Genomic DNA, 15,134 nt, shown 5'->3' with positions numbered 1-15,134 from the left:
ATAAAAGGATTGCATCGCATCAGGGAATATGTTAATGTTAATAAACTGTCGGCCATTTTATTTGTAAATGGTCAGGGTTAATGCATCTTATTTATATATTAAGTATAGCAAACGGACATCCAGTTTGTCAAGCCGCCAGTGTGGAACGATTTCAGCAAGAAAAAGGAGTGTTCAGAGGATGGAAGAGACAAAGGTCTGGAAGCAGGAGCAGGAGTGGCTGGAGCAGGTGAAGGAGCAGCTGATAGCGGGGATAGCGGAGCTGGAGCCTGAGGTCGGGCAGCTAAAGGAGCAGGCTACGGATATCCGCCGGGGATTCTGGGAAGAGGTCACGGTCGATACGAACTCGCAGGAGGATTTCGAGGAGAGCTTCTTCACCATCACCCAGCAGGAAGCGGTTTTGTCTGAACGGGAACGCAGTCATGCGCGGAAGCTGCGGCAATGGAAGAATATGCAGCGGCTGCTGCCGTCCCCTTATTTTGGGCGGATTGATTTTCAGGAGGAAGGGCAGAAGGGGGCGGAACAGGTCTATATCGGGGTCTCCTCCTTCGTGGCTGCGGATGGCCTGAGCTTCATCGTCTATGACTGGCGTACCCCGATAGCGAGCCTGTATTACGACTATCCGCCGGGACACGCGGCCTTCGACACACCGGGAGGACGGATCACCGGCTTGATGGAACTGAAGCGGCAGTACCAGATCCGCAGAGGTCAGCTCCAGCATCTGTTCGATTCGAGCGTGACAATCGGAGATGAGCTGCTGCAGCAGGTACTGGGTCAGGGCGCAGACTCCCAAATGAAGAGCATCGTAGCTACGATTCAGGCGGAGCAGAATGCCATTATCCGTAACGATACGAGCCGGATGCTGATTGTGCAGGGAGCGGCGGGCAGCGGCAAAACCTCGGCAGCGCTCCAGCGCGTAGCCTACCTGCTGTACAAACACCGTGAGCGGCTGACGGCCGATCAGATCGTACTCTTTTCGCCCAATCCGATGTTCAACAGCTATGTGTCTACCGTGCTCCCGGAGCTGGGGGAAGAGAATATGCAGCAGACGACCTTTCAGGAGTATCTGGACCGATGGCTGGGAGCCGCGTTCCGTCTTGAAGATCCGTTCGATCAGATGGAATATCTGCTCACCGCCCAGCAGGAGGAGGGTTATGCCGCCCGTCTTAAGGGCATGGAGTACAAAGCATCGGAAGCTTTCCTCCACGCACTTCAAGGGTATGCCTGCTTGCTGAAGCAGGAGGGCATGCTGTTCAACGATATTTGCTTCCGGGACCGTGTGCTCATATCGGGTGAACAGATCCGGGCCAAGCTGTATAGCTATGATCCTTCCATTCGTCTGCCGAACCGGGTGGAGCTGGTGCAGAAATGGCTGCTCACCGAGCTGGCGGCACTACAGAAGGAAGAGCAGGGGGCAGCCTGGGTAGAGGAGGAGATGAACTACCTCGATAATGAGCAATATGCCGAAGTCCACGGTAAGCTGCACAGAGATAAGGGCGTGTTCGACTTCGCGGAGAAATACCTCCGCTTGCAGGAGCTGCTGGTGCATAAGCGGGAGCAGGATGAAGGGGATTTCGATTACGCCGAGCGGGAGCAGGAGCTGCTGGGAGAGATGATCGTGAAGGAGCAGTTCAGACCGCTGAGACGGGGGATCAGAAAGTTCACCTTTATCGACATGGCCGGGCTCTACCGTCAATTATTCAGTGATGAAACGGCCTACAGGAAGATGACAGGTGAAGCGGAGGTACCGGAGCTATGGCCGGAGATCTGTGCGCAGACCCGGGAGATGCTGGACAGCGGAACACTCTTTTATGAAGATGCGACCCCGCACTTGTACATGCAGGAGCTGATCGAAGGCGTGCGGACGAATACGCAGGTGCGGCATATTTTCGTGGATGAAGGCCAGGATTATTCGATGTTCCAATACGAGTTCGTCCGCAAGCTGTTCCCCCGCGCCCGCATGACCGTTCTGGGAGACTTCAGCCAGGCGATCTTCACACAGGCCACGAATCTGTATGGGGACCATTCACCGCTGCTTCATCTGTACGGGGAAGAGGAGACTAGCCAGTTCCTGCTGGTCCGCAGCTACCGCTCGACCTTCGAGATTGTGGAGTTCACCAAGCAGCTGCTGCCCGGAAGCGAAGGAATTGTGGCTTTTGAGCGGAGGGGCAAGAAGCCTGTGCTGTCTAAGCTGGCGAGCAAAGAACTGAAGGCAGAGCGCATCCTGGAGGATCTTGCTGAGCTTCAGGCTGAAGGCTATAGCTCCATCGCTGTAATTACGAAGACGGCCGCCGGGAGCAGAGAAGCATATGAGAGTCTGACTGCCAGTGGCCGGGCGCATGAGCTGAAGCTGATTACGAAGAACACGCCAACTTTTGAAAAAGGAGTGCAGGTGATCCCCGCCTATCTCGCCAAAGGCGTCGAATTCGACGCGGTGCTAATCTACGATGCTTCTGCGCAGACGTATCATAGGGAGAGCGAGCGGAAGCTATTTTATACGGCATGTACCCGGGCTATGCACCGGCTGCAGTTGTATGCTGCGGGGGAGTGGACACCGTTTGTGGATGGGGTAGATCGGGAGTTATATATTGACATCCATTGATAGTTACACTAAACTGTAACCAACACAGTTAACTGTAACTATTGTTCCGCAAGGAAGGAGAGTCACATGAATACCTACACTGCGAAGCAAGTGGCTGAGGTATTACAGAATGAAGATCCGCAGATGAATCTGCGGACGGTCAGGTACTATACGCAGATTGGAATGCTGCCGCCGCTTGAGCTGGCCGGGAACAAAAGGGTGTACACCGACAATCATCTGCATTATCTGCGCGCTATCCTTGTATTGTCCAAGAGCGGCGAGACGCTGGCCTCGGCACAGGAGAAATTGGCGGGGCTGCCACTGGATGACGTGATCAAGCTCGGGGATAATCTGCGGCTGTACCAGTCGGATCAGATGCTCCACAGTGAGCTGCGTGTCATCAGTGAAGATGTAATTCTCTCCATTAGCCCGCGGATCTCACCTGTGCTGAAGGAGAAGATGGTTGAGGCCGTCACCCGTTTACTTCAAGAGGAGGGACAGGTATGATCAGAATCCGTTTTGCAAAATCTGCTATTGAGCATGAGGAAGGGATGAATCATCTCTGGCTTCAGATCATGCCGCCCGGCGCTGGACAGAACGTCTGCTTACAGTTAATACTTCCGGAAGGGCTAAACCGGTCCCCTGATCTGAGTGGTGCTGTTGAAGACGGCAGCGGGAGAATAAAGATTAACGAGGTGCTGGCAGTAACGGACCTGTACATTGAAATTTTCACCCGGGAGCCGATTCCCTGCGGGAAGTACAGCCTGGCGGCTGAATTGTCTTACACAGACGGTAATGGCGTGTTTACTACTGTACGGGAGGACATTCCGCTGCTGGTGGTGTCCGAGGAAGAGGCGGCTGAGATCCGGACGGACGAAGAGGTTGTACGCAGAATTAAAGAGCTGCGGTTCCTGCCGGACAGCGGCGGAGCCAATTCGTCTACGTCTATCGAATATACTCCGGCAAAGCTGATTCGCTTGGACTCCAGCCATGTATCGGAATGGGAGAAGAAGTACCGCGTGGAAGGTGCTCTAGAATTGTAATTGATCTACTGGCAGGTGAACCTATGAACTATGAGAATGCCGGGGAGCTTTTGCCGGAGAAGCTGCTTAAGGAAGTGAAGAAATATGCGGCAGGCAAGCTGCTGTATATTCCGCAGGACGATGAGAAGAAGGCGTGGGGGGAGGCTTCGGGCTACCGCCAGGTTCTCGTCAGACGCAATCAGCTGATCTACAATAAGTATCTTCACGGAACCCCAATCGCTGAGCTGTCGAAGGAATATTATTTGTCCCAGGAGACCATTAAACGTATTGTATACTCCAAAAAGGACACCAACAAACTGGATTACGATCCCACAGCACCGTCCGCCGCAGCGTATGCAGAAGCAGGGATGCTGGAGGAGTGGGTGCATTCCTATGTGCTGTTCGGCCGCCGCAACAAGAATTTCTCGGAAGGCCTTGCGCTGATGAACAGAACGTATGAGGGGCCGCTGTGGATTCCGCTCTCCTTGCTGAGCAGAACGAGCGGCCCCGAGAGCGGGATGAAGTGGAGGGTGGACCGGGAGGATTTTGAGCACAAGGTGATGCACTGGACCCAACAGATTCAAGCGGGTGAAGCCGCTCCGCCCCTCATCGCGAAGGTTGCGCAAGGGAGAATGGAGCTGAACAGCGGTAATCCGTTACTGGAAGCGCTCCACCGCGCTGGGGTAAGCCAATATCCTGTCATTGTCTGGATGACGGAATTAGCTGATAATGAGCAATATTTGAAACAGTATGCTATGTACAGACCGGACTGAGCAGATATGGCGGAAACAGCTTAAATTATTTTCGGTATAGGCTGTCTGCTGCGCTCACGGCTATGATGAAGATATCCCACAAGGAAAGGCAGACATTCAGGATGATATACGGGACAACTGGTTGTGCTATGGAATATGCCGGGCGGGGGGCTATCCACGAGTGGGTGCAGCTTTTTTTGCGGAATGACGGGAAGAATGTGGTGCTGGCAGACGGATTATTGCTGGAACCCAGAGTCTATACAGGGCCGGTGATTGTAGATATTACGAGGTTCGGAATAGAGGAAGGTGCGCCCTCGTATCTGACTGCATTAGATGAACAAGCCCGTTTCTTCAGTATTGTAGAGACAATGACAGCCTGTTACAGCAAGTGGGATATGCCTCCGTTAATTGTAAATTATGCTGACGGGACGTTTGCAATCAATGATGGACGCCACCGGAATGTGGCCTTGCGCCGGATGAACATTACGCTTGCACCCGTGGTGTTCTGGACAAGCTCGGAGGCGGATCAGCGGTACATATCGGAATATTTGAGTGAAGAGAGGATGGAGGACCTATGACTGCCAAGTTGCCATTATTCATTATCACCGGAGCCAGCGGAGTAGGTAAAACCACGGTCATGCACGAGCTGAGGGAGCAGATGCCGGAATTCGTGCTGTTCAGTACGGATGATGATAACTTCGGAAGCACGGGAAAGAAGCTGGAGTACCAGGACCGGTATAATGTGCTGTTTCATTGTGCGCGTGCCGTTGCGTTGTCGGGGAGAGGAACGGTTATTTGCGGGACGATGATGCCTTGGGATGCCAAGAAATGCGATGTATATGATGCGTTCAGCGAAGTGCACTTTATTAACCTGCATTGTGACGATGCCACCCGGAATGCCCGCCTGCGGGGCCGGGAGGATGCAGCTACCTGGACTGAAGATATGCTCAGGCAGCACGAGGAATTCGCGCAGTGGCTGCTGGAACATGCCGATACGGACTATGATCCGCCGATGCCGACCTTTGAATCAACCTCTACACCTCCAGCCCGTGTGGCGGAGCAGATTAAGGAGTATATCGGGTCGAAATGGAGGCAGGGAACATTAAGTTAACTGCTGCTGTTGCGGATAAAAGGATAAAAGCCATCCCGCCGGATGGCTTTTCGCTTGCTGGTTAGGAGAAACCGAATACAACGGATGCTGCTGCGCTGAGGGATAGGTCCAATCTCCATAGCCAGTAGCAGGTATAGAGGAATCCTGCATGAAATACAACAATACTGCCCAATACAAACGGTATATGCTGAAATCCTGCACGAAAGGCAACAAATCCAGGGTTAATTGGCTCTGAATACCGAAAATTGTGCAAATATTGCAACATTGTACTTCAGCCGGTAATAGGTTCAGAGGAATCCTGCAAGAAGTGCAACAACTCACTCTATAAGCGGCCAGTGAGTGTAAGCATCGGCATAGGCTTAAGGCTCCATGCTGCTCCACAGCGCCTTGAAGGCACCGGGTTCAACCTCGAAGAATACCGGAGCATTGCTGTAGCGCACGAGTCCCTGGCCGAACAGGGTCAGCTCGACCCGGGTTTTGTCCGCAAGCTGGAGATAGACCAGCTTGCGGTCGTCTTGGTCATAGATGCCTTGCTCCATGAGCGGATCGGCGGATAGGGGCTTGGCGGTCATGAGGGCGTTCAGGAACCCGTCAAGCGCTGCGCCTTCGGGCAGCGGCAGGTATTGCTGTTTGCCGTTATTCCAGCTGTCGAAGCTCTCCCACTGGGCGGAGGCAATGCGCCCGTCCAGGTTCAGCTTGCCAATGAGATCGGCACCGCTATGGACCGTAATCCCGTTCGTGTGTTCGAACAGCTCTGCGAACACCTGGCCGTCCACCTCTGTATAGGACATGACCAGGAAGCCGGAATCATATCCTTTGACGGCATAGATATCCGTCTCCCCAATGTTCGAGGCCAGCTCCGTATATGCATCCTTACCGCTCCATTCATCAATCCCGCTGGTCGTGCGGCCCAGCTTCTCTCCGCGCAGTGCAGCTGCATCGGCCGCTTCCATGCGGATCGCCGCCTGGGTATAGATATTGCCTTGGTAGACAACCAGGCCGATCATATCGGCCACAGCACCGGAGCTTTTATCCGGCAGCTCGATCTTGGGAATGACGACTCCTGCGGCATTGCCCGCAGCTGGTGTACCCGGATCGACCTGGGCCACTTGATTAGGTGAACCAGTTCCGCCCAGCTGCTTCATCACGCTTGGTCCGGCCAAGCCGATTCCGGCAGCAACCAGCACGCTTGCTGCAATATAGACCATTTTACGCGGACGGCGTCTTTGTTCCATTTTACCTTCTAAGCCTTGCTTCATTTCTCTGCTTGCACTCATAGTATCCACCGCTTTCTTATATTGGGTTCGAAACTGATCTTCCTTCATTCCGCTTCTGCTCCTTCCAGTTCCAGTCTTAACAGCTGGCGCCCGCGCTGAAGTCTCATCTTCACGGCCGACTCGCTGATCTGCAGAATTCTGCTGATCTCCTGGACGGGGTAATCCTCGTAATAGTACAGATGAATCACAGTCTTATACTTCACCGGCAGGGCCAGCACTAGCTGCAAGACCGCCAGCTCTTCGGGGTTATCGGCCGTAACCGGCTCCACCCCTTCGAGCTTGACCTCGCGCTTGCGCCAGCCTCTGCCCAGCAGATTCTTGCAATGATTGGTGATGACCCGGATCAGCCAGGCCTTCTGGTGTTCGTCATCCTTGAATACGGGAGCCTTCTCCATCAGCTTGATGAAGGTGTCCTGCGTAGCCTCTTCGGCATCCTGGCGGCTGCCCAGATGAACCAGGGCAATCCGGTATAGCATATCTGCATATTGTTCGTAGCTTTTCATCACAGGATGGCCCGGCCGGGTCATGGGTTGCTGCATGAGGTTATGCCCTCCTTTATCTATAACACTCTTTAGGACGGCATCCGGTCACATTTTGTTTCCGGGAATTTATTCTGCTTGCCGTAAGCTCACCCGGATACAGCAAAAAAGGGCCATGATTAATGGCCCTATCCCAATTCTTTAGATTCTTTAGATCCCTCAGATTCCGGCGAACATATCATTCAAGCGGTCCCAGTTAGCCGCGAGCCACTGATTCTCCTGACGGAAGCGGACGAGCGGCGGGAATTCATCCTGCCCGGGCACGGCAATCCATTCGGCTTCCTTCCACCAGGTTAATTTCAGCGAACGGATGAGGGTGCTTGCAGGCAAGGGGAGATGTTCACGGTAGCCCGTCACAAAAGCCCTTACCTGTTCCAGTCCGATCCCGCCTTCTGACAGCGCGCAGGAAAGGATCGGCCGGGCTACATCGAACTCCGGGTAGACGTAATGCAGCCTGTCGAAGTCCAGGATCGCCGCCACCTGATCTGTGCTGAAGAGGATATTATCCACGAACAAATCCCGGTGTCCCCAGCCCCGTCCGCAGTCCGCGAAGATGCCGGTGTCCATCCGGTCGATGATCCTCCGCTGCAGCTCAAGCGCCGATATCGTATCCTCGCTCTGCCGGGCGGTGGCCTGAATATAGCGTGTCTCCCAATTCCTCAACATAGACGCCTGACTGCGGACCTCCCAGTACAGCGGCAAAGAAGCAGGCAGCGCATTGAGCAGCTTGTGCATCTGGCCGACTACTCTGCCCAGCGTATACATCTGCTGCACTGTGGCCGAGCCGGGGGCAACACTGTGCCCGTCACATAGGGCCATCAGCACGTACCGTTCCTGTGAAGGCGTTCTCAAGACATAATTCCCCGCGTGTGAAAATAATTTCGGAACAGGAAGGCCTTCCAGGTATAGATGGTCCTGATGACTTAAGGAGACCTCAAGTCCGCGGGTGAGCGCTTCAGGGTAACGGATCTTGCTGTATTGCTTCACGAATAGACGGCCCTGATCACTGTCCAGTCTCCACTTCAGATTCAGGAAGCCCTGATTAATCTGGACCGCTTCAGTGACATGCATCCCGAATCGTTCTGTCATAGAATCCAGGATTTCATCCCGGATTCTTGCGGCTGTGTCTGACATACCTATTTCTCCTCATCTGACCGAATAAGAGACTGATTATGACTCCATTCTCGCCGGATTTCCGGGGATTATCAAGATAAACTTTCTTTAAAAAAGAGGGCAGTCCGGCCAGCCAATTTACGGCTTGCCGGACTGCCCTCTATACAGAAAATCTTATGCTTGCTTAGACAAGTGTCAGCTTGAACTTGAAGGTATACGGACGGTTAGCCGGCAGGGTGAACTGCTCATGGGTTGGCGCACCCCAGCTGTCGTCGCCGCCCACACCCATTTGCTTATAATTGACACGCAGCACGGTCTTGTCAGAGGCTGGCAGCTTGTAGCCGTGGTCGCTGGCTTCGAGCTCGGCCGGAGACCAAGGAAGCGCATTGACTTCGAGTGGGACTGCACCTTCCACAGACAAGCCGTGTCCTTCGCGTCCTGCAGTGACAGAAGCATACCGGACATCCGTCTTGTTGCCGCATTCCTGAGGGCGGAGGTAATCCGTGAACTGCTCACTGACCTTGCCTGAGTAGAGTCCCAGCGGAGCTCCGGCTTTACGGTCCCAATAGTTCTCATGCGGCCCGCGGCCATACCAGGAGACCGTGTCCAGGCTGCTGTCCAGCTCGAAGACCATTCCGAATTCCGGGATCTCCGGCAGGGTGCTGCTGCCCGGGTTAAGCTCCTGTACGATCTCGACTGAACCATCTGTACGAATCTCGTAATGAACACGCAGGGTAGACTGCGGCTGTGTACCCAGCAGATAATCGGCGGTGACGAAGCCGAGGCCCCCTTCTACACGGCAGCTGAACCGGGCCAGCTGACGCGCGTAGGACGCTTCCTTCCAGACCGCACAGCGCTCAGGATGCTTATTGCCCAGATCATTGTCTGTAACAGCTCTCCAGAAGTTAGGTCTGGCCGGTGCGAGCAGAACTTCCTTCCCGGAGGACTTCAGCGAGACAAGCGCGCCGGTTGCTGTCTCGAAGGCAAGCGCGAATCCGCTGCCCTCGAAGGACAGGAAGCCATCCTGCTCCTTCACTTGCAGGGTGCCGCCCGAAACCTCCGGGCTCCGGGACGGAATATACGGGGTTAACACGAACTGCTCCCAGGCAATTTCATGCGCGGCCTCAGACCAGGCGGTTGCGCCCTCTTGAACGAATGACACCGTAAGCACAGCTTCCTTATCGGATTCCAGCAGCGCTGGATCCAGCGGAACCGTGAAGCTGACTGCTTCCCCAGGCGCTGCGGAGAGCGGCAATTGTCCTTCCTGGGCCGTCTTGCCGTTCAGAGCCAGCGACCATCTCAGCTGATAGTCTGCCAGATCCGTGAACAGGAAGTGGTTGCGGGCTTCGAAGCTTCCGCTCTTCAGATCAAGGGCGGTGATGGTGATATTCTGGTAGCATTTCTTCACCTCGTAGAGCTTAGGCGTCACGCTGCGGTCCGCGAACAGCAGTCCGTTGCCGCTGAAGTTGCCGTCATGCGGCTGCTCCCCGAAATCCCCGCCGTAAGCCAGATAAGACACGCCTTCAGGAGTGGTTGTGCGGATTGCCTGATCCACCCAGTCCCAGATGAATCCGCCCTGAATGCTGTCATATTTGTCGAACAGCTCGGTGTACAGATGCAGGCCGCCGCAGGAGTTGCCCATGGCATGGCTATACTCGCATAGAATATAAGGCTTCTTCGGATTACTGAGTGCGTACTCCACGACTTCATCCGGCTTGATGTACATCGTTGATTCAATATCGCTTGCCGCGTCCGAAGGTCTGTAATGATAAGTACCTTCGTAATGCACCGGACGGGTCGGGTCAGCTTGCTTCAAGTGGTCATACATGGCCAGGAAGTTATCGCCGCCGAAGGATTCATTGCCAAGCGACCAGATGATGACGGACGTGTGGTTCTTGTCGCGCTGCATCATGGAGTTACAGCGGTCAATGACGTTCGCGCGCCATTCCGGGCGGCTGCCGGGAACGTTGCCCTCATGCAGTTCCTTTTGCCCGTATTGCCATGAGCCATGTGTCTCCAGGTTCGTCTCATCGATCACATAGAGACCGTATTCATCGCACAGCTCGTACCATACCGATTGGTTCGGATAGTGGGAGGTCCGCACGGCATTGATATTGTGCAGCTTCATCAGCTTGATGTCGGTGATCATATCTTCCTTGGAGAGCGCACGGCCGGTATCGCAGGAGAATTCATGGCGGTTCGTTCCCTTGAATACGATCCGTTTGCCGTTGATCTTCATCAGGCCGTCCTGGATCTCGAAGGTCCGGAAGCCCGTCTTGCAGCTGAGCGCCTCCAGCAGCTGTCCCTGATCGTCCTTCACCGAAATCAGCAGGGTGTAGAGGTTAGGCTTCTCCGCGCTCCATTTCAACGGGTTCTTCACGGCTGCAGACAGCTTAAGCAGCTGAGTTCCCTCCCCTTCAAAAGCAAACCCGGCTGACACCGGCGCTGCCCATACCGGCTGCTGCTTGCTATCGTAGAGCTGTACTTCTACGGAGTGTGCGGAGGTGACCCGGTTATAATAGTTCTCCAGCATCAGGTCGAGTTGCAGCTCCGCATCGGTGAAGCTCTTGTCCAGCACGGTGCGGACGAAGAAGTCGGCTACCCTTACCGGAGGTGCAGTGTAGAGATAGACATCGCGGAAAATTCCGCTCAGACGCCAGAAGTCCTGATCTTCGAGCCAGCTTGCATCACACCAGCGATAGACTTCAACCGCAAGCTTGTTCTCGCCGGGAAGCAAGTAGGCAGTGATATCGAATTCTGACGGTGTGAAGGTATCCTCACTGTATCCGGCGAGTTCTCCGTTCACCCATACATAGAAGGCCGATTCCACACCTTGGAAGCTGAGGAATACAGGTTGTCCGTCCCAATCCTGCGGAACGCTGAAAGAACGGATATAGGAGCCTACCGGATTGTATACCGTTGGAGCGAAGGGAGGCTTCAGATCCGGCTCGGACACTTCCCAAGGATAGCGGACATTGGTGTACTGGGGATAATCATATCCCTGGAACTGCCAGTGGGAAGGAACGGCGATATCTGCCCAGCCGGCAGCGTCGTATCCGTTCTTATAGAAGTCCTTGATCCGTGCGTCCGGTGTTTCGGCAAAAGCGAATTTCCACGTTCCGTTCAGCGACTGGTAGCGGGAGGAGGAAGCTTTATCTCCTTGAAGGGCGTCTGCCGCTTCCGGGAAGGACATCATGGAGGCATGGGCGTCTATACGGTTCAATTGAAAAATCTCAGGATTATTGTTCCATTCGGGATATCCGTTGGCAGGCTGCTGATATGAGAGTTTGTTGCGCAAGTTAACATCTCCTTATATTGTTATATTCATATTATAGGATGGGAAATGTTCTGGGTATATATAATGATTTTCTTCAGTTATAATAAAATATGAAACAACAGATCAAAGCGAGCTTGCAGCTGGAAGGAGAACGCTATGGATAGCACGATGATCTTTTGCGAGATGGAAGATATGCTTCTGCTGCCGCTGTATGCGACGACCATCGGGTATTGGGAGCATCAGGGGGAGATGGCCCGGCCTGCGGGCTTCCCGGATTATCAGCTGCACCAGGTCCTCGGGGGGAAAGGTGAAGTCAATATCAGGGGCAAGTCCTACCTTGCGGAGGCGGGCGACCTGTTCTGTCTCTACCCCGATGTTCCCCATTCCTATACCCCGCTTAGCCGGGAGTGGGAGCTGGCCTGGATCTCGTTCAACGGAAGAGAAGCAGCCCAGATGCTGCTCTACGCCGGAATCCGCGAGTCCGGGGTTGGACGCTTGCGGGCAGAGCCCATACTTGCTCCGCTGGAAGAGATGCTAACCCTCTCCTCCGGCAATGAGCTGCAGGACAATCTGGAGCGTTCCAAGCTGCTGTATGCCCTGCTGCTGGATCTGAAGCGCAGCCTGCTTCCGGCCTCGAATGAGGACAACGAGCTTGCACGGATGAAGCCGGTGCTGCAATATATCGAGCTTCACCTGCACCGTCCGCTGCTGCTGAAGGAGCTGGCCGAGGTGGCGTCTGTCTCGCCGCAGTATCTGTGCCGGCTGTTCCAGCGGACCGTCCGTGAACGGCCGGTGGCCTATATTAACAAGCAGCGGGTCAACCGGAGCAAGCAGCTGATGTTCAGCAGCCGGGGGCAGCGGATCTATGAAATCGCGCAGCGGGCAGGCTTCGAGAATGTCAGCTATTTCTGCGCCGTCTTCAAACGCATTACCGGCATGCAGCCGGAAGAGTGGAGAGGACTGCACGGATTGGACTAGAGGCTGCTATAATTAGAAAAAAACAAAGAGAGGAGGGATGTTGTAGTGATCCTGGGACAAAGCAGAGGTTATCAGATCCGGTTAATGGATGAACCGGCGGCCAGAGAGATCGTCAACTGGAGATATGAGCCGCCATATGCCCTGTACAATATGCTGGATGCGGCTGATGCCGCAGAGGATATCGAGGAGCTGCTGGATGGCTCTTATTTCAGCGTAGCTGCTGCGGACGGAGCGTTGATCGGGTTCTTCTGTTACGGGCAGAACGCGCAGGTGGGGGAAGGGATAGAGAGCGGACTCTACCTCGATGGAACGGCCCTCGATATCGGCTTGGGGTTAAGACCGGATCTGACGGGGCAGGGCCATGGACTGGCTTTCCTGCAGGCGGGGATGAGGTTTGCAGAGCGGACGTATGACGCGGAGCGATTCAGATTGTCGGTGGCAGCCTTTAATCAGAGGGCAGTCCGCTTGTATAAGAAGGCAGGCTTCGTCTTTTTACATAGCTTCATGCATCAGCACGGAGAGAGCGAAATGGAGTTCCTGCTGATGGAGACCCCGGACCTGGCTGCCCGCCTATAGCGCGAGTGGAGAATACAGGGTGAAGTCTGTTAATATAGAATTATGGCATCATCCATATCAAAGGAGAATTCAATGTGAACGAGAACCTGAAGCAAGCGTATGTGCAGTTAGGCTTACCTGAAACCGTAACCAGAGAGGAACTGAACAAGCGGTTCGACTTGCTCCTGAAGCGAAGACGCTCCCTGACTACAGAGCAAGAGATCGCAGACTACGAAGCTGATTTCCGGGCGTACAAGCTGATTCTGGATACCTGGGACGAGCAGGAGATCCAGAAGGCCGAAGATGAGCGGCTTGCCAAGTACGGACGTTTCTCCGGTACAGCGAGCAAGTGGGAGACCTTCATGCGGCTATACAAAACACATGTGATCCTTGGCATTATCGGGCTGCTGGTGGTGATTTTTGGCGGGAAGGCTCTCTATGACAATTACCAGCATCGACAATATCTGGCTTCCCTGCCGCCTGTGGATGCGAAGATTATGTTCATCGGCAGCTTCGGTGTCACGGATACGAGCGGTAAGACCGAGGAGCTGGAGAAGGCGATCATCGCGGCTTACCCGCAGTGGAAGCGGGTGGAGACGGTGATGACTTATCTGCCCAGAACGGGCGACGGCTCTGACTCGCTGGATATGAACTATATGCAAAAGGCAGTTGTGGAGCTGGCGGCGAACCGGCCGGATATCCTCGTGCTGGATGAGGCCACCGTCAAGTGGATCGGCGGGCAGACCGGATTCCAGAATCTGGAGTCGATCACGGCGGACGGGAAGCTGGCTGCGGACGATGCCCGGATGCAGTGGGGAGTCAATGAGGACACGGGCAAGAATGAGCTGTATGGTGTAGATATTCTGAAATCCCCATTCATCTCAGAGCTGCCCATCAATTATAATGCGAAATCGATCATTATCGGTGTTCTGAATGACAAGGACAAGGATAAGATGCTGGCGTTCGTGAAGCATATTGCGGAGGAGCCGCCCGTTAAGTAAACAGGATACACAGTAAAAAGAAGGGGTGTCCCAAGAGCCATGAAATGGCTGCTTGGGACACCCCTTTGGTGTGGAGAAAAATGTACGTGTTCACTTGGGTTGAAGTTCCGCTGGGCTTTACTGCTCTAAGCGGTAGCCCCCGTGGAATACAGGACCGACATATTCATTGAACGCATATCCGTTACGGATGGCGGCGGATACGAAATCCTTCGCCTTCACCACAGCATCCTTCACCGGCAAGCCGTTAGCTAGTCCGCCGGTAATCGCTGCGGCGAAGGTGCAGCCGGCGCCATGGTTATGGGCAGGCTCGATCTTCGCAGTCTCCAGAACGAGGTATTCGCTGCCGTCGAAGAAGATATCAATCGCCTTGTCGCCGCCCAGCGCCTTGCCGCCCTTGACGACAACATTCCGGGTGCCGAGCTGATGGATCAGGCGGGCAGCTTCCTTCATCTGATCAAGCGTAGTCAGCTTGCCAAGACCGGATAGCACTCCGGCTTCGAACAGATTGGGAGTAGCCACCGTAGCCAGCGGCAGCAGCAGATCGCGGATGGCATCTGCACTCTCCGGGTTCAGTACTTCATCCTCGCCTTTGCATACCATAACCGGATCGATTACGACATTGGTCTGCTTGTTGTTCTTCAGGGCCTGTTCAGTAACCTTAACAATCTCTACACTGCCGAGCATACCGGTCTTCATGGCATCCACAGGACCGCCGGCGAAGATCGTCTTGAGCTGTTCGGCAACGATGGCAGCATCGACAGGGTATACATTATGATGCCAGCCCCGGTCAGGGTCCATCGTTACAATTGTAGTCAGGGCACTAAGGCCGTAGGTGCCGTATTCCTCAAAGGTTTTGAGGTCTGCCTGAATGCCTGCGCCTCCGCTGGAGTCACTGCCGGCAATGGTTAATGTCTTAATGATTTTTGACAAA

General features: G+C 54.4%; 14 protein-coding genes. 9 read left to right on the top strand and 5 right to left on the bottom strand.

The window, feature by feature from the left end:
* Nucleotides 1–178 precede the first annotated feature (178 nt).
* The 6 genes from helD to NSU18_RS07205 all read left to right on the top strand — a co-directional run bounded on the left by helD (nucleotide 179) and on the right by NSU18_RS07205 (nucleotide 5,463).
* Entirely contained in the window at nucleotides 179–2,599 is a 2,421-nt protein-coding gene (gene helD / locus NSU18_RS07230; protein WP_341148656.1) for an RNA polymerase recycling motor HelD, read from the top strand.
* A 66-nt stretch (nucleotides 2,600–2,665) separates the two neighbouring features.
* Nucleotides 2,666–3,085: a MerR family transcriptional regulator gene (locus NSU18_RS07225; RefSeq protein ID WP_341020883.1), complete on the top strand. Its 420-nt coding sequence runs from the start codon at nucleotides 2,666–2,668 to the stop codon at nucleotides 3,083–3,085.
* Complete coding sequence (locus NSU18_RS07220; protein ID WP_341148655.1) at nucleotides 3,082–3,621, top strand: hypothetical protein; 540 nt, start codon at nucleotides 3,082–3,084, stop codon at nucleotides 3,619–3,621. Before NSU18_RS07225 ends, NSU18_RS07220 begins: the two co-directional genes overlap by 4 nt.
* Nucleotides 3,622–3,644: 23 nt before the next feature.
* Nucleotides 3,645–4,373, top strand: coding sequence for a CD3324 family protein (locus NSU18_RS07215; protein ID WP_341148654.1), 729 nt, complete (start codon nucleotides 3,645–3,647; stop codon nucleotides 4,371–4,373).
* 128 nt (nucleotides 4,374–4,501) lie between these two features.
* The gene (locus NSU18_RS07210) at nucleotides 4,502–4,930 is read left to right on the top strand and encodes a hypothetical protein (RefSeq protein ID WP_341148653.1); all 429 of its coding nucleotides are present in this window, start codon (nucleotides 4,502–4,504) and stop codon (nucleotides 4,928–4,930) included.
* Complete coding sequence (locus tag NSU18_RS07205) at nucleotides 4,927–5,463, top strand: AAA family ATPase (RefSeq protein WP_341020893.1); 537 nt, start codon at nucleotides 4,927–4,929, stop codon at nucleotides 5,461–5,463. Before NSU18_RS07210 ends, NSU18_RS07205 begins: the two co-directional genes overlap by 4 nt.
* Before the next feature lie 359 nt (nucleotides 5,464–5,822).
* On the opposite strand, the gene NSU18_RS07200 is transcribed toward NSU18_RS07205, so the two are convergent.
* From NSU18_RS07200 to NSU18_RS07185, 4 genes are all read right to left on the bottom strand, one after another.
* Nucleotides 5,823–6,788: a hypothetical protein gene (locus tag NSU18_RS07200; RefSeq protein WP_341020896.1), complete on the bottom strand. Its 966-nt coding sequence runs from the start codon at nucleotides 6,786–6,788 to the stop codon at nucleotides 5,823–5,825.
* The gene (locus NSU18_RS07195) at nucleotides 6,785–7,279 is read right to left on the bottom strand and encodes an RNA polymerase sigma factor (protein WP_036729806.1); all 495 of its coding nucleotides are present in this window, start codon (nucleotides 7,277–7,279) and stop codon (nucleotides 6,785–6,787) included. Before NSU18_RS07195 ends, NSU18_RS07200 begins: the two co-directional genes overlap by 4 nt.
* 159 nt (nucleotides 7,280–7,438) lie before the next feature.
* Nucleotides 7,439–8,413 carry a phosphotransferase gene (locus NSU18_RS07190; protein ID WP_341148652.1) on the bottom strand — a complete coding sequence of 325 codons (975 nt, stop codon included), beginning with the start codon at nucleotides 8,411–8,413 and terminating at the stop codon, nucleotides 7,439–7,441.
* Between the two features lie 163 nt (nucleotides 8,414–8,576).
* Nucleotides 8,577–11,690, bottom strand: coding sequence for a glycoside hydrolase family 2 TIM barrel-domain containing protein (locus tag NSU18_RS07185; RefSeq protein ID WP_341148651.1), 3,114 nt, complete (start codon nucleotides 11,688–11,690; stop codon nucleotides 8,577–8,579).
* Between the two features lie 135 nt (nucleotides 11,691–11,825).
* On the opposite strand from NSU18_RS07185, the gene NSU18_RS07180 reads away from it, so the two are divergent.
* The 3 genes from NSU18_RS07180 (at nucleotide 11,826) to NSU18_RS07170 (ending at nucleotide 14,203) form a co-directional block, all read left to right on the top strand.
* The gene (locus NSU18_RS07180) at nucleotides 11,826–12,647 is read left to right on the top strand and encodes an AraC family transcriptional regulator (protein ID WP_341020904.1); all 822 of its coding nucleotides are present in this window, start codon (nucleotides 11,826–11,828) and stop codon (nucleotides 12,645–12,647) included.
* 45 nt (nucleotides 12,648–12,692) lie between these two features.
* Complete coding sequence (locus NSU18_RS07175) at nucleotides 12,693–13,223, top strand: GNAT family N-acetyltransferase (RefSeq protein WP_341148650.1); 531 nt, start codon at nucleotides 12,693–12,695, stop codon at nucleotides 13,221–13,223.
* Between the two features lie 74 nt (nucleotides 13,224–13,297).
* On the top strand, nucleotides 13,298–14,203 hold the full coding sequence (locus NSU18_RS07170) for a hypothetical protein (protein WP_341020909.1): 906 nt from the start codon (nucleotides 13,298–13,300) through the stop codon (nucleotides 14,201–14,203).
* A gap of 117 nt (nucleotides 14,204–14,320) precedes the next feature.
* Here NSU18_RS07170 and thiD read toward each other — a convergent pair whose 3' ends face one another.
* Nucleotides 14,321–15,133 carry a bifunctional hydroxymethylpyrimidine kinase/phosphomethylpyrimidine kinase gene (thiD, locus tag NSU18_RS07165; RefSeq protein ID WP_341148649.1) on the bottom strand — a complete coding sequence of 271 codons (813 nt, stop codon included), beginning with the start codon at nucleotides 15,131–15,133 and terminating at the stop codon, nucleotides 14,321–14,323.
* Between the last annotated feature and the right edge of the window lies 1 nt (nucleotide 15,134).

The organism is Paenibacillus sp. FSL H8-0048, assembly GCF_038002825.1.
Lineage (GTDB): Bacteria > Bacillota > Bacilli > Paenibacillales > Paenibacillaceae > Paenibacillus_AQ.
Note: the sequence above shows the minus strand (reverse complement) of the source record. Positions and strands in the feature narration are given on the sequence as shown.

Bases quoted from the DNA above. Each gene is read 5' to 3' on its own strand.
- helD (WP_341148656.1), top strand. From the start codon at position 179: ATGGAAGAGACAAAGGTCTGGAAGCAGGAGCAGGAGTGGCTGGAGCAG.
- NSU18_RS07225 (WP_341020883.1), top strand. From the start codon at position 2,666: ATGAATACCTACACTGCGAAGCAAGTGGCTGAGGTATTACAGAATGAA.
- NSU18_RS07220 (WP_341148655.1), top strand. From the start codon at position 3,082: ATGATCAGAATCCGTTTTGCAAAATCTGCTATTGAGCATGAGGAAGGG.
- NSU18_RS07215 (WP_341148654.1), top strand. From the start codon at position 3,645: ATGAACTATGAGAATGCCGGGGAGCTTTTGCCGGAGAAGCTGCTTAAG.
- NSU18_RS07210 (WP_341148653.1), top strand. From the start codon at position 4,502: ATGGAATATGCCGGGCGGGGGGCTATCCACGAGTGGGTGCAGCTTTTT.
- NSU18_RS07205 (WP_341020893.1), top strand. From the start codon at position 4,927: ATGACTGCCAAGTTGCCATTATTCATTATCACCGGAGCCAGCGGAGTA.
- NSU18_RS07200 (WP_341020896.1), bottom strand. From the start codon at position 6,788: ATGAAGGAAGATCAGTTTCGAACCCAATATAAGAAAGCGGTGGATACT.
- NSU18_RS07195 (WP_036729806.1), bottom strand. From the start codon at position 7,279: ATGCAGCAACCCATGACCCGGCCGGGCCATCCTGTGATGAAAAGCTAC.
- NSU18_RS07190 (WP_341148652.1), bottom strand. From the start codon at position 8,413: ATGTCAGACACAGCCGCAAGAATCCGGGATGAAATCCTGGATTCTATG.
- NSU18_RS07180 (WP_341020904.1), top strand. From the start codon at position 11,826: ATGGATAGCACGATGATCTTTTGCGAGATGGAAGATATGCTTCTGCTG.